Origin of the sequence: Brevibacillus invocatus (assembly GCF_003710915.1) — a bacterium.
In the GTDB taxonomy this organism is placed as follows: domain Bacteria; phylum Bacillota; class Bacilli; order Brevibacillales; family Brevibacillaceae; genus Brevibacillus; species Brevibacillus invocatus.
The window spans coordinates 16,777-30,511 of the sequence record NZ_RHHR01000006.1; the positions used below are offsets into that span (position 1 = coordinate 16,777).

The 13,735-nt window shown below is 46.1% G+C and carries 12 protein-coding genes and 1 riboswitch; of the genes, 4 read left to right on the forward strand and 8 right to left on the reverse strand.

Annotated features, from left to right (window positions below):
• Nucleotides 1-141: 141 nt before the first annotated feature.
• The 5 genes from EDM52_RS02450 to EDM52_RS02470 all read right to left on the reverse strand — a co-directional run bounded on the left by EDM52_RS02450 (nucleotide 142) and on the right by EDM52_RS02470 (nucleotide 7,800).
• Entirely contained in the window at nucleotides 142-726 is a 585-nt protein-coding gene (locus EDM52_RS02450) for a YqaA family protein (RefSeq protein ID WP_122907421.1), read from the reverse strand.
• 380 nt (nucleotides 727-1,106) lie between these two features.
• Nucleotides 1,107-2,876: an EAL domain-containing protein gene (locus EDM52_RS02455; RefSeq protein WP_245996461.1), complete on the reverse strand. Its 1,770-nt coding sequence runs from the start codon at nucleotides 2,874-2,876 to the stop codon at nucleotides 1,107-1,109.
• 353 nt (nucleotides 2,877-3,229) lie between these two features.
• Nucleotides 3,230-5,233 carry an RCC1 domain-containing protein gene (locus EDM52_RS02460; RefSeq protein ID WP_122907423.1) on the reverse strand — a complete coding sequence of 668 codons (2,004 nt, stop codon included), beginning with the start codon at nucleotides 5,231-5,233 and terminating at the stop codon, nucleotides 3,230-3,232.
• A gap of 156 nt (nucleotides 5,234-5,389) precedes the next feature.
• On the reverse strand, nucleotides 5,390-6,997 hold the full coding sequence (locus EDM52_RS02465) for a catalase (protein WP_122907424.1): 1,608 nt from the start codon (nucleotides 6,995-6,997) through the stop codon (nucleotides 5,390-5,392).
• Nucleotides 6,998-7,041: 44 nt separating this feature from the next.
• Nucleotides 7,042-7,800, reverse strand: a complete 759-nt coding sequence (locus tag EDM52_RS02470) for a 2-phosphosulfolactate phosphatase (protein WP_245996468.1) — start codon at nucleotides 7,798-7,800, stop codon at nucleotides 7,042-7,044.
• A gap of 150 nt (nucleotides 7,801-7,950) precedes the next feature.
• Between EDM52_RS02470 and EDM52_RS02475 the strand changes: the two genes are divergently transcribed.
• Nucleotides 7,951-8,400, forward strand: a complete 450-nt coding sequence (locus EDM52_RS02475) for a hypothetical protein (protein ID WP_122907426.1) — start codon at nucleotides 7,951-7,953, stop codon at nucleotides 8,398-8,400.
• A gap of 106 nt (nucleotides 8,401-8,506) precedes the next feature.
• Here the strand turns inward: EDM52_RS02475 and EDM52_RS02480 are convergent, their stop codons facing one another.
• A complete protein-coding gene (locus EDM52_RS02480) occupies nucleotides 8,507-8,710 on the reverse strand; it encodes a cold-shock protein (protein WP_122907427.1) in 204 nt (67 codons plus the stop codon).
• A gap of 421 nt (nucleotides 8,711-9,131) precedes the next feature.
• Between EDM52_RS02480 and EDM52_RS02485 the strand changes: the two genes are divergently transcribed.
• The gene (locus tag EDM52_RS02485; protein ID WP_122907428.1) at nucleotides 9,132-9,470 is read left to right on the forward strand and encodes a rhodanese-like domain-containing protein; all 339 of its coding nucleotides are present in this window, start codon (nucleotides 9,132-9,134) and stop codon (nucleotides 9,468-9,470) included.
• Between the two features lie 93 nt (nucleotides 9,471-9,563).
• Nucleotides 9,564-9,713: riboswitch (cyclic di-AMP (ydaO/yuaA leader) on the forward strand.
• 8 nt (nucleotides 9,714-9,721) lie between these two features.
• A complete protein-coding gene (locus EDM52_RS02490; protein ID WP_122907429.1) occupies nucleotides 9,722-10,441 on the forward strand; it encodes a CAP domain-containing protein in 720 nt (239 codons plus the stop codon).
• A gap of 76 nt (nucleotides 10,442-10,517) precedes the next feature.
• On the opposite strand, the gene EDM52_RS24465 is transcribed toward EDM52_RS02490, so the two are convergent.
• A complete protein-coding gene (locus tag EDM52_RS24465; protein ID WP_183184786.1) occupies nucleotides 10,518-10,682 on the reverse strand; it encodes a hypothetical protein in 165 nt (54 codons plus the stop codon).
• A gap of 227 nt (nucleotides 10,683-10,909) precedes the next feature.
• Between EDM52_RS24465 and EDM52_RS02495 the strand changes: the two genes are divergently transcribed.
• The gene (locus EDM52_RS02495) at nucleotides 10,910-12,211 is read left to right on the forward strand and encodes an aminotransferase class I/II-fold pyridoxal phosphate-dependent enzyme (protein WP_122907430.1); all 1,302 of its coding nucleotides are present in this window, start codon (nucleotides 10,910-10,912) and stop codon (nucleotides 12,209-12,211) included.
• An 89-nt stretch (nucleotides 12,212-12,300) separates the two neighbouring features.
• Here the strand turns inward: EDM52_RS02495 and EDM52_RS02500 are convergent, their stop codons facing one another.
• Entirely contained in the window at nucleotides 12,301-13,476 is a 1,176-nt protein-coding gene (locus tag EDM52_RS02500; RefSeq protein WP_122907431.1) for an acyltransferase, read from the reverse strand.
• Nucleotides 13,477-13,735 lie beyond the last annotated feature (259 nt).

Genomic DNA, 13,735 nt, shown 5'->3' on the forward strand with positions numbered 1-13,735 from the left:
TTTTCTGCTAGCCAAGAATTTTTTCTTTCATAACGTCACGCGTACGATATGTAAAAAAAGAAGCGCCATTTCCTCGTTGGAAATGACGCTTCATCATGCACTCGAACCTGCACGTTTTGTTGGTTGATTGTTTTGTTGGACTCAGCCGTTGCTGCGATCCGCTTCTGCTTTTTTCGATTTTTTACGTTTGTAATAAATGAACGCAGCGATTAGAGGGATTGCACACAAGCCCACATAAAGCGATACGTCTTTGGCCATTCCTTCAGCTGCCCGACCATACAAATAAAACAGTACACCCACTACGTAAAACTTAACCGCTCTACCAATTGCTGCGTAGGCGATAAGGCGCCACAGTGGAAAATGTAAGAAACCGGACAAGATCGTAAATACCTTAAACGGAATCGGTGTAAATGAACCAATGAGAATGGCCATTTCTCCATTTTTCTGAAACATGTGGGTAGCGGAGTCGATCCACGACTTCTTAAGGATTTTATTTAATATCTTGTCTCCTGCCAATTTTCCGATCAGATAGCCAAACGGCGTTCCCAAAATACACGCAATGTATCCAATGGTAGCCAACCACAGTGCTGAGGATGGATCCAAAATACTTAAGGATACTTGCAGTACAAATGCAGGAACGGGAAAAATAATCGCATCTGCGAACGAATGGATAAACATCCCTAGAGGACCCATATCGTGCAGCCAATCAAGTATGTTTTGAAGCATTGCACAACTCCTATCCACAGCAAACCCTGGGTCCACAATGCCTGCTTATCTTGATTTTGTTAGGGTCAATTCGACTCGATAACCCCCATCTACTCCAGTGCAATCTTGCAAACAATTGGCCCAGTGAGACAAGCAATACAGTTGGAGAGATGAACCCATCTTTGCTGACATTCACAATAGGATTTTCTACTCATTTTTCTATTGAGTGGCGAGATCATCAAGTACGAAATACCCCGATATCAATATTATAGAAAAGTTAAAGCGAGAAATCTATCCTACAATAAATTTAATTCAAATTTTTAGTTAAGATCTCCCGATAGATCTATGTTCAAGCTTTGTTTAAAGCCACTTCAATTTCTTGATTTTCCCAGATTCATTCATTATTTGATGCGTTGTGGAATGAAAAAGCTTTCCTCCACCTGCAGTGCTGGTAGCGGTTTGCTAAAATAATAGCCTTGAATTTCCTGGCAGGCATTTTGGGTCAAAAACTCTAATTGATCCTTTGTTTCGATACCCTCGGCAATCACATCCATGTTCAAATGCTTAGCCATTGAGATAATGGTCGCCACAATCGCCTGATCACTTGTATTATCCGTAATATCTGTGATGAAAGATCGATCAATTTTAAGCCTGTGAATCGGAAACTGTTTGAGGTAGCTAAGCGAGCTATAACCAGTTCCGAAATCGTCCAAGCTGATTTTCACGCCGAACTCATTTAATTGCTGCAGGATTTCTGTTGATACGGTAGCGTCCATCATCATGCTCTCGGTGATCTCCAGCTCCAGATACTCCGGCTCAAGTCCCGTCTCTTCTAAAATACCGCGAATATACTCAATCAAATTCGGTTGATGGAACTGATGTGAAGAAAGATTGACCGAAACAGGTATCAGAGGTCCTCCAGCCAGATGCCATTTACGCATTTGACTGCACGCTTCCCGCAGCGTCCAAGTGCCGATCTCATGGATCAGCCCGGTCTCTTCCGCGATCGGTATAAAAATGCCTGGAGACAAGGTGCCCTTTGTTGGATGATTCCATCTGACCAGCGCTTCGACGCCAACCATATCATTGTTTCCTGTACGAATCTGAGGTTGGTAGTACAATTCTAATTCATGGCGCTGGACGGCCTTTCGCAAATCTCTTTCAAGCTCGATTTTCACCAGCAAATTTTCATCCAGCTCATTTGAAAAATAGCAGAAACCGTTTTTGCCATTCTTTTTTACCTCGTACATGGCTTTGTCTGCATTTTTCAGCAGCTGTTCCTCATTCTCGCCGTGTTCCGGATACAGCGCAATGCCGATACTTGCAGAGACGTAGTAATCATTGTGTTGAAGGTGATAAGGGACCTCAATCGCCTTAACCAAACTCTCCGCGAGCTGGGTGATCGATCCACTGTCTGGGCATTCCTCGCATATCAGTGTAAATTCATCTCCGCCCATCCGAGCTACCATGACCTGGTAGCCATCTGTGCATTCCAATATTCTCCTGCTCATTTCCTGCAAGAATTGGTCTCCATAAGTATGGCCCAAAGAATCGTTTATCATTTTGAATCGATCAATATCCAGCATCATGACAGCGAATCGCGCTTTTTCATGACCACGGCGCGCAATCGTTTCCTGAAGCACTTTGTGAAACATACGGCGGTTTGGCAACCCGGTCAATTCATCATGCATCGCCTGATGCTCGATAATTGCTTTGGCCTCCAACTCAACCATACGATTTTTTTCATCATAAGCTTCCAGAACAAGCTGTTGCTCAAAGCTCAGCAGCTTGGTGATCGCCTGAATGATTTCTTCATGCTCCGGAAGCTCATTTCTCATCTCGTTTGCAATGCGCAACAACGTATTCTGCAAATTTTGAAAAGAACCCATATACCATTTCGGAGGCAGGCCAATTTTTTGATGGACGAGGGCGATTTTCATCCGTTTTTGGATAAAGGCATCGTCAATTTGACCAGAAAACATCTCTACCAGATGGTTGGACAACGTCTGGCGCAGACGATCCACTGTCGTGTGCTTAGTAATAATCTCATTAAGCTTGCCAACCTGTAAGATAGACTCATAGAAGGAAGCTGTAATCTGTTCAATGCGCGATGCAACTACCGGCCTGAACAAGGAGATTAAACGCATGTCTTCGTCGGTTAAATTAATCATACGCATCTGCAATTGGAGCTCGGAATTTTCCCATGCAGATTGCCTTTCTATTCCTGCTGATTTGTTGTTATGGATAGCATCTGTTGTATGATTAAAGTGTTCCATTCCTTCCATTCCCTTCTACACTAGCCGTCTCTATAAAGTGGTGCTCGCCCAATGAGGTCAAATTTAGCATGAAGGTAGCATCTCTTTTGTCGATATAATTCAACGTAGTTCGACATAATCCTTCATAATTTTGGCATAATTCTTCTATATCCTCTGGTTTGCGTCAAAATGATGTCAAAAGAAAACCCGGCACATGGATCAACGACGTGTTGAACATGACCAGGCTTTCTGAAAATTTCCCTCTATTTTCACTCGAACTTAACCTTACCAGGATGATTGGATTGCTTGCCGAACGGATTGTATCCGATGAGCGCAATCCTGTCGTCCTCGGTTACAAGCACGTGATAGTGGGATCCGGGACCTTCAATCCAGTAGTGATAGGTCGAGGATAGCAAGCGAACAGATTGGGGAATTGTTTTGGGTTCTGCACTCCAGTCCTTTTCAAAAATGTGACCCTCTTTGGTGATGCGAAGCCGGCCACTGACTGAGGCCATGTTCTCCTCCTGTGACAATAGGAGTTTTGACTGTATGACTCTGTCGTTTGATCCTTCTCCATCCAGTGATTCCATCAGGATTTCGTGAACGACCCCCTGCCGATCCAATGCAAAGACGGAAGCAGGATCTAAAGTGGCCCCAACGTAATACGCTGCAGATAGCTCCTGAATAGCGGGCAATCCTTTGACTTCTGTGAAGGCTGTCGGCAGTTTATTCTGCAAGGGAAGGTAAAACACTCGACCGTCATGTGTCAACGCGAGAAAGGCATAATGATTCACATGAAAGCTCTTGAGCTGTGATACCCGGTCACTCTCCTCTTCCAGAACGTGTATGTTGCTGATTCCCATCTCACGGATCCATTCGGGCTTTTCGGGATGATCATAGATCGGCTCCAACTGTACCACTGCCAATTGGTCCTCGGTGGTTTGGACAAACAGGCGTCCCTCTCCGCCAAGTATTTTCTTCACGTGAAATGGCAATTCCAGGCCCCGGCAGCTGGTAAAGCCGTCTGTCCAGATGCAGATCTTTCCTTCTTCACTCAGGGTAATCGGCACTCGATACACGGAAGTAAGGGTTCGTATGGCGGACATGCCCTTCTTTTCTACCATAGAGTAATCGTCTCCAAACTCCCATAGAGATCCGTCACTTTTGAGAAAGTACGGGCGATCCAGCTCCGTTATCACCTGTTCTATTCCGTCCAACTGCCCGATCTCTTTCCATTCCTTGAACATGACAGGGATGCGCCCAAGCTGTCCTGTCATATTTTTTCCCCAGGAAAACACTTGGCCGTTCTTGTCGAGTGCGAGTGCGTGATGATTACCCAGCTGCAGATCCACTATATCCATTAGTCCCGGAACCTGAACAGGGGACTCCACTTGCTCGGGATGATTGGCCCCTAACAAGCCACTCCCATTCGAGCCCCATCCCCAGATGGTACCGTCTGGTCGGACGAAGAGAAAAAGACCCTTATCCCCAACAGCCAGTCGCTTGGCTCCATCAGCAGATGGCGTACGAACGACACGGTGATCATCAGGGAAAAAGGTAAACACCTCATCGTTTACCGTTTGTATTAATGCCAGGTCATCCACATTCGCACTTACCCGTGCTACTTTCCCAGGAATGGAGATGTTCTCGGCAACCGTGTTATCCCATATGCCCCCTTTGCCATTCAGATAGGAAAGACGCCCCTCCTCGTCAACAAGGTAGAGTGAAAAGCTCGTTCCATGAATCACATTGATCTTACTAAATTGTGACATCTGTGTTGGAACTGGCCCCTCTCTTTCCACCTTCCATACCGTGCCGTCCCGCTTCAAGGCAAATAGAGTCCCGTGCATTTCAATTTGTTGGATAGCGATCACATCGCTTAAAGCCTTCTCCTTGTGCCAATTCTTCTCCTGATCGGATCGCCATACGTGCCCGTCATCTGAAAGAACGAAATCTCCTGAAATTTGACGGATTGTAAAAGAAGTCTCGATTCTTTTTGGATGGTCTAACAATGGGTTATCATATCCCCATTTCCAGACGCCACCATCCGCGCTAAACGCATAGGAAATACCGGGCTTCCACCCGTACCCTGCTGCATCCGTGATTCGATCTGTCGAGATTGCTGTGATTCTAGTGCTGCTCAGATCAGAACCGGATTCCTGCTCCTGCACGACCTCCTGAACCTTTGCCGGATCGATCAGTCTGATCCCCAACACGATCACTGCGAGAGTCAGCAACCCCAAAAAGATCATCCAGAACCTTCCTCTGTTCATGAATCATGCTCCTTTAATCTGGTTTTATTTCCCAATGAGTAAGACGCTTCGTTTTCCAAATTGTTTCCTGCTATTCAAGACGATAACACCCTCTTAGATCAAACAAAAAAAGAGTGGAAAGGTTTCCCTTCCGCTCTTGGATGCACGCTAATGCCATTAGTACGGTTCAGCCTCATGCCCTTTTTGCTCCGCTTCCCGCACGGCTTCCCCAGCATGTGCAGCACCCATCGGACCGCCGATCTCATTCGCGTGGGACGTCCCAGCTTTCTCTACGCCCTCTCTAACACGTCGTCCGTAATCTTCATCGCTTTGCGTGAAATAATCGAACATCTTCTCTTGAATCCGAGGATCACATTTACTGAGTGCATTGACGAGATTGGATATCAGATCGTCTTTCTCCCAATCCTCCATCTGTCTGTAACGCTCTCCGGCCTGTTTGAAATCGTTGGTGCGATCTATTTTTTGCCGGACGATGTTTCCTTCCACATAAGGTTGATGATCCTGTGCCTCTTGGTGAGCCTCATGCAGTCCCCCAAGTGTAGAAGGCTCGTAGTTGATGTGCGGCTGATTGCGGTCAACCCGATACAGCATTTGACCCCCTTCCTGATTCGTGGCTACATGCTTTTTCGGAGCATTGATGGGCAATTGGAGATAATTTGCTCCGACGCGATAACGCTGTGTATCTGAATAGGAGAAGGTTCTGCCCTGCAGCATTTTGTCGTCCGAAAAATCGAGCCCGTCTACGAGAACGCCAGTACCAAAAGCAGCCTGCTCAACCTCGGCAAAATAGTTTTCTGGATTTTTGTTCAATACCATTTTTCCGACCGGCAAAAAGGGAAACTGATCCTCCGGCCAGATCTTCGTATCGTCGAGAGGGTCAAAATCCAGCTCAGGGTGTTCGTCATCACTCATGATCTGTACACATAACTCCCATTCCGGATAATCTCCCCGTTCGATGGCTTCATACAGATCCTGTGTAGCATGGTTGAAGTTCTTCCCCTGGATTTCTTCAGCTTCTTTTTGGGTCAGATTCTTTATGCCTTGTGCCAAAGGCTGCCAGTGATATTTGACCAACACCGATTTGCCTGCATGATTTACCCATTTATACGTGTTGACGCCGGAGCCTTGCATTTGTCTGTAGTTGGCCGGAATGCCCCAAGGAGAAAAAAGAAACGTGATCATGTGGGTGGCTTCAGGTGTATTGGAGATGAAGTCAAAAATCCGCTCCACATCCTGAATATTGGTCACGGGGTCAGGCTTGAAAGCATGGATCAGATCGGGGAATTTCATCGCATCCCGTATGAAAAAAACCTTCAGGTTGTTCCCTACTAGATCCCAGTTCCCGTCTTCCGTGTAAAATTTGGTTGCGAAGCCCCTGGGATCCCGCAAGGTTTCAGGAGAGTGTGTTCCATGAATAACAGTAGAAAAACGCACAAAAACAGGCGTTCGTTTTCCAGGCTCCTGAAACAGCTTCGCTCTCGTATACTTGGATACCGGCTCATCTCCAGCTTTCCCGTATGCTTCAAAATACCCGTGCGCACCCGCTCCTCTTCCGTGAACGACTCGCTCAGGTACTCTTTCTCGATCGAAATGCGTGATCTTTTCAAGAAAATCATAATTTTCCAAGACTGTCGGACCACGTCTGCCAACCGTCCGGACATTCTGATTATCCGTGATGGGATGACCCTGCCGATTGGTTAGCGTATCGTTGCCCTCTCCTCCACTGTTCCTTTCATCTGACCCGTTGGATGTCACGTCCTTCATCTGCTTCCCCTGCCTTTTCCTGAATAATGGTGTCTAGAGAATTTTTACCAGAAGCAGGAGACTTTATGCAGTTTGCCGGTGGACCTATCATCCGTAAGCAATCGCGTTTTCAAAAGCATATGGTGATTGAGAAGGGGGAGGTTCTGGCTAACGTTCAGCATTGCAGCTAGATGTACATCATCCGGGTAACCCCTCACGATTAACTCTTGCCCTGAAACAGAATGTTCCAATAAGCTCTCCAGCTTGTATTGACTAGCTGAAAAGGTCGCTACAGCAGCTTCAGCTTCTGGCGAAAGATCATAATTCGACAATTCACTCAATATGGCACCTGCAGCTACCAAATCCTCCAGCGCAGGCCGCAGGCTGCCGTCGGGCCACCGCTCCCCGCAAGCGATCACGGAGACGCTCCCTTTATGCTGCTGAATAAATCGGGCTATAGCCTTCGCGTTGCGTAAACAGCCTGCTAGCACAATAGCGCCGCAATCTTTCGCCAGCACAGAGCAGGTAGATCCATTCGGAGATGGTAAAACAATTCGGCTCCCCCATTTGATCGAGTGGAGGGATGCTGGTGACAAGGAGATGGGCTCTCCTCTTTTTCCTGCCAGTATGGCATCTTGCTTACGGGCAAATGCTAGGGCACTGTCGCCCTTTGTTCGATAAGGATAGACGATTCCCCCCTGACCAAGAACCACATCCACGCATGTAGTGAAGGAAAGAACATCAATAATGACTAGAATATCCGATACTTGTCCGTGTGTCTTTATCCCGTCGTACCCCCATTCAAAACGCGCCCTATATGACATTTGCTTATAAAATTCGGCATAATTCATCAATTTCCACTCCAATCTCGCAGAAATGGTTTTTCGTTCCCATATGTTAGCCGTTACCGAAGAAGACAAGACGCAATACAGTATATTGTCCCACTAGTCATAACAAGAATGGAGTGAGCATGAATGTCAGATTTTGAACAAGATGGTTTTGAAGAACGCAGAGAAAATCGTGAAGGCAGAAGACGCAGAAGAAGTTTGGTAAGAACCACAGGTATTCTCCAAAACAACCAAGCAGTCGCACTGAATGTCCACGTCGAGCTTGTCAACCTCAACCTGGATGAAGTAGAGGTCCGCGTACAAGTTTTGAACTGGGGTACAGCTGTAACCCAAACAAACCCAGTATCCACTGCTTTGGACGTTACACAATTCCTCCTGGGTAATACCCGCACAGCCTTCAATGCCACTATCCCCGCTTCCAACCACTATGAAGTTCGCTTGACCGTAGCTGGCAACGATGAAAACGTCCTGATCAACACTTATGGCCGTACAGCTGTTGGCGGAGGTATCCCGAATGGATATGTTGTTCTCAACAGTGAATTCACTACCGTCGAGATCGAGAACTGCATCTTCTAAAAACACCATAACAAGAAAAAAAGAATTATGGTTTTAGACCATAATTCTTTTTTCTGTTTTCATGAAAAAAAACTGCCCGCGAACGGACAGTTTTTCGGTAGGAGACTTACAGTTTTATTACGTTCTCAGCTTGAGGACCACGGTTGCCTTGAACGATGTTGAATTGAACGCGTTGGCCTTCGTCCAAAGTTTTGAAGCCATCACCTTGGATTGCGCTGAAGTGAACGAATACATCGTCTCCGCCTTCTACTTGAATGAATCCGAAACCTTTTTCTGCATTAAACCATTTTACTGTTCCGTTCGTTTGCATGAAGAAAACCTCCAAAAGTCAATTTGAATATGCTAGTCATATTTACCGAAGCAAATAAAGCTCACATATCATGTAAAAATACTAATTTCTTCTAAAGTAGTATCCTTGCATGATATGTGAATTCATACCTACTTCAAAAATATGTGGTTACCGTGAGAATAAACCGAACTTGCATGTTACACTTTTGAAACCAAAAACAACGAAAGCCCTACCTCTCTTCCATCCTTGCGGCTCCGATGACCGCGCCAGTGTGAATCAGATATCAAAAACGTAATCCACTGTAGAGATCCCTTCATGGTATTACGTATCGGATTTCAAGTAGCATGATTATTCTACCATGTCTGTCCAACAAAATCAACATCTGCCTCTCTTCGACCAGGTGAGTCACGTTTTGGTACAATGGTGGACAGGAGGGATATAGATGAACAAACAGACTGTGAATTGCCTAACCTTACAAGAAATGATGGACAACAAAATGAATCTCGTACTCCTGGATGTTCGTGACGTGGAAAAATTTCAATCAGGAAGTCTCCAATCCGATCTGTATGAGACGCACAATATCCCATATATGATGATGAAAGAATCTGACGAGCCACTGGACCCTAAGACAGCCCATCTATGGAAAGACAAGCAGATTGTTACCCTTTGCACATCGGGGAATAAAGCACAAAAGGCTGCGGCACTGCTCCGTGAAAAAGGATTTCAAGCGGTTGCCCTGTTGGGTGGACTGACAGCTTGGAGAGAAAAACAAAACGATTAATGAGAGTAACCAAGTTGCCTTGCTTCTAGTGAGCTTCCAAATATTACAGCTATCATTTTCACTCGTATCTTTGTTAAAGTTGTTCATGCCAAACAAAACAACAAGCCGAGACTTCCAGATGGCTGGAGGTGCGGGGGACGATCTTGCGAAGCTCATTCGCTTGGGGTGAATCGCTTTTTGCGATGGGTTGTATCCTCAACCCAAATCCGACAACTAACCTCGTAGGCAAAAAAAAGGAGACGATGTGAATAATGAAGAACTTCGGTACTATTACCATCGCACTGGCACTTGGATTCGGAATCAGCCTTACTGGCTTTGTAGATACAGCTTCTGCAGCTGCAAAATCCCCAACACCAACAAATAACCAAGCACCTTGTCTGCTTCAATCCAACTTCAAGCAATGGATCCCGCAGATGACACAATGGTATGGATCCAATCAACCATATGCTGGTTTTCAACAACAGCAGCCCGCTGCACCACAACCCAAAGCTCCCGTACAGCAGCCTGTCCAGCAAGCACCTGTTCAACCACAAGTGCCAGCAAATAATCAAGCTCAACAGCCTGTAGCTGCACCTGCGCAACAAGGACAACAAAATGATCAAGCTGCTGCATTTACCAAAGAAGTTGCCGATCTGGTCAACCAAGAACGTGCAAAAGCTGGTCTTGCTCCACTGCAATTCGATGCTGCTCTCTCGAAAGTAGCGACTGCAAAAGCAGCGGATATGGCACAAAACAACTATTTCGATCACAATAGCCCTACCTACGGTTCTCCATTTGACATGATGAAGCAATTCGGAATCTCCTACATGACAGCAGGAGAAAACATTGCAATGGGTCAACAATCTCCACAAGAAGTCATGACCCAATGGATGAACAGTGAAGGTCATCGCCAAAATATTATGAATGGTTCTTTCACTAAAATTGGTGTTGGCTATGTAAATGGATACTGGGTTCAATCCTTTATTGGATAATTAAACAGGCAGCCGTGCTTCTCGTGAGAAGAAGCACGGCTTTTCCATTGTATCGGAAGAAATAAACGCTGTTTCATCAACCTTGTTGATGCTGCCCCTGCTCACTTGTATTCGAAGTGCTGCAGCAACAGCCGTCGCTTCCCTGCTCCAACAGCTCAACCTCTTTTTGGTTCATTTTTTGTTTTGTTGGGTAAGCGGATACTTCTTTCAACTCGGTGTTGATGTCTGACTGTTTACTCATCCGGTACAACCTCCCCGTTTTTACTCGTCTTACGGCTTTAGTATGTGTGCACTTTGTGTACGCATCCTTTTTAAATGATGGAATCGGATCTGTTCAAGACACATGTATCGAGAAAAGTACTTTGTGCAAAAAGTAAGGTGAAATCATCCCCTTCTAGATGACAAATGCATGTAGATACGCTATCTTTATTGGTAAACCAACTGTCGTACATGAAGAGGGAGGCTACCATGCATTCACTGGCATCACATCTGAACCAAACCATTCAGCGTGAAAATCCGCATGTATTCCACATGCTTTCTCATGTTGGGAAGCTCATTTACTTCCCAAAAGAAGGAATCCTCAGTCAATCAGCTGAAGCAAAGGCGAAAGCCAAAAAATACAATGCAACGATCGGGATCGCTCTGGAAGACGGTCAACCGATGCATCTCAAAGTCATTCAGGATACATTGTCCGCGTATAACCCCAAGGACATCTATGAGTATGCTCCTCCTGCAGGCAAGCCAGAGCTTCGTGCAGCTTGGCGCAAAAAAATACTCGAGGAGCAGCCTAGTCTCGCGAATAAGACGTATGGAACTCCGATTGTGACCAATGCACTTACGCATGGACTGAGCGTCGTTGCTGACCTGTTCGCGGATGTAGGGGACAGTGTGATCATCCCAGACAAGAACTGGGAAAACTACGAGCTCACCTTCTCCATCCGGCGCGGTGCGCAAATGGTTTACTACCCTCTGTATAATGAAAACATGAAGTTCAATGCTGAAGGATTGCGCGAAGCCATTTTGGCCCAAAAAGGAAAAGGCAAAGCCATCGTCGTCCTGAACTTCCCGAACAACCCGACAGGATATACACCGGGAGTAGAGGAAGGCAAGCAAATTCTCGAAGCCCTTAAAGCTGGTGCAGACGCAGGCATCAACATCGTTGCCGTTACGGATGACGCCTATTTTGGCTTGTTCTTTGAGGATTCCATGCATGAGTCCCTGTTCGCCAGTCTGTGTGATCTGCATCCACGTATCCTCCCTGTCAAAGTGGACGGCGCTACCAAAGAAGAATATGTGTGGGGTTTCCGCGTCGGCTTTATCACGTACGGCGGTGCATCAAACGATCTGCTCAGTGCATTGGAGCAAAAAACAGTGGGAATTATCCGTGCGACGATTTCTAGCGGACCACATCCTTCTCAAACCTTTGTGCTGAAGGCCCTTACTTCTCCTGAGTTCCATCAGCAAAAGATGGAGAAGTTCGAAATTATGAAAGGCCGTGCAAACCGCGTAAAAGCAATCCTCGATAGCGGGAAATACAACGATGCATGGAGCTATTATCCGTTCAACTCCGGCTACTTCATGTGCCTGAAGCTGTCTACCGTAGATGCGGAAAGCTTGCGCACGCATCTGCTGGAAGAATACGGTGTGGGATCGATTGCTCTTGGTCAGACTGACCTGCGCATCGCCTTTTCCTGCATTGAAGAAGCGGATCTCGACGATTTGTTCGAGTTGGTCTATAAGGGCGTTAAGGACTTGGAGCAGAAAAAATAGTCTTCGGCACCTTTCCGTTCTATAAACACCTAAAAAGCGTTCTGGCTACGAGCATGCTTGCTTCGTTGCCAAAACGCTTTTTTCTTGGTTTACATCGCCTTTTGTTGGAGCTTGGTCTCTTCAGAAGGGACTGTTTTTGGTTTTTTCTTTTTAGCAGAACCGACCAGGATCCAGCCGAATGGCAGCTTGCTCAATGCAAATGCGATTCCAAAGGAGAACACAGCGCATAGTCCAAAAGCGACCAGGCTGCCAAGAAGTCCCTCATGAAACATCGAGATGGAGCGCAGAAATTGCATCACATAAGTCAAGACTAAGGCGTGAATCAGAAAGGCACCGTACGAATACTGCCCGATTTTTGTCAACCAGGAACAGATCCGCGGATACTTCATCAGTGAAAGCGCGATGCCGTATATCGCGAGCAATTGCGCCACTGTATACAAAAACATGGATGGTTTTAGCGAAGTTGCGACATTCAAGTTGATCAGGCCGTTGCCTGAATCACGGAACAACTCATAGCCGATATACGCGTACATGATCAAAAACGACGTACATATCCAAATCCAGTACTGCTTGATTTTCGCTCGAAATACAGGTAAAGCGACAGCAGCAAGACCTCCGAACAAGAAGTAGTAAAAATAGTAGAAGGCATTGCGGTCCCTGTATTTGATCAAATAGGTGTCCAGCCATACTTGGTTAAACCAGAACGAGTTCGCTGGAATATAGCGGGCTGAAAACCACATCAACAAACCGTATACCATCCCCAAAAGTCCGATTACCCAAGCCAGCTTCTGCATGCTGTCGGCATGGCGGCGCAAGAAGCGAAAGACTTGCTGCCAGAACGGATACAGGAGATAGAACTGGAAGATCATGACGACAAACCAGAGATGGTAAGACGCTGTTCCCGTACCCAGATTTTTTGCCAGACTCCATAGTACGCTGCTGCTCTCTGGTGGAAATCCAGGCTGCAAGGATAGGTAGATGCCTGACCATAGGAGATACGGAACGAGGATCTCCATCATTCTTTTGCGCATGAATCCGAGGTAAGAGATATTCTCGTAATAGTTGTAAAACAGGACAAGTCCCGTAATAAAAACAAAAGCGGGTACAGCAAATTTCAACAAATGAAACAGCATCCCGTACACTACAGCCGTCTGCTCGTCGATTCCCGGAACGCGGATGTAAATACCAATGACGTGCTGATACACCACGGCCAGAAAAGCAAAGGACCGAACCAGCTCCAGCTCTGCGATTCGTTCTTTTCTCATCTATTCCGCACCTTCCAAATAATCTCAACCTTTACAATCGAATTGAAACTGCATCTTTTCATACTACCCTTAATGCGTTGTCACATGCAAGTTTTTACCAAAAACAACCAGGTCCATGAAAGAAATCACAGACCTGGAATATCAGAATTGCCCTAGTTCTTCACTTTCGTTTCTGCGATACCAGCTGGAGAAGTGGCCAATCGAGACAACAAGAGTAAATTTGACGCAGCATTTCCTCGTTTTTTGCCAGACTGGTTTC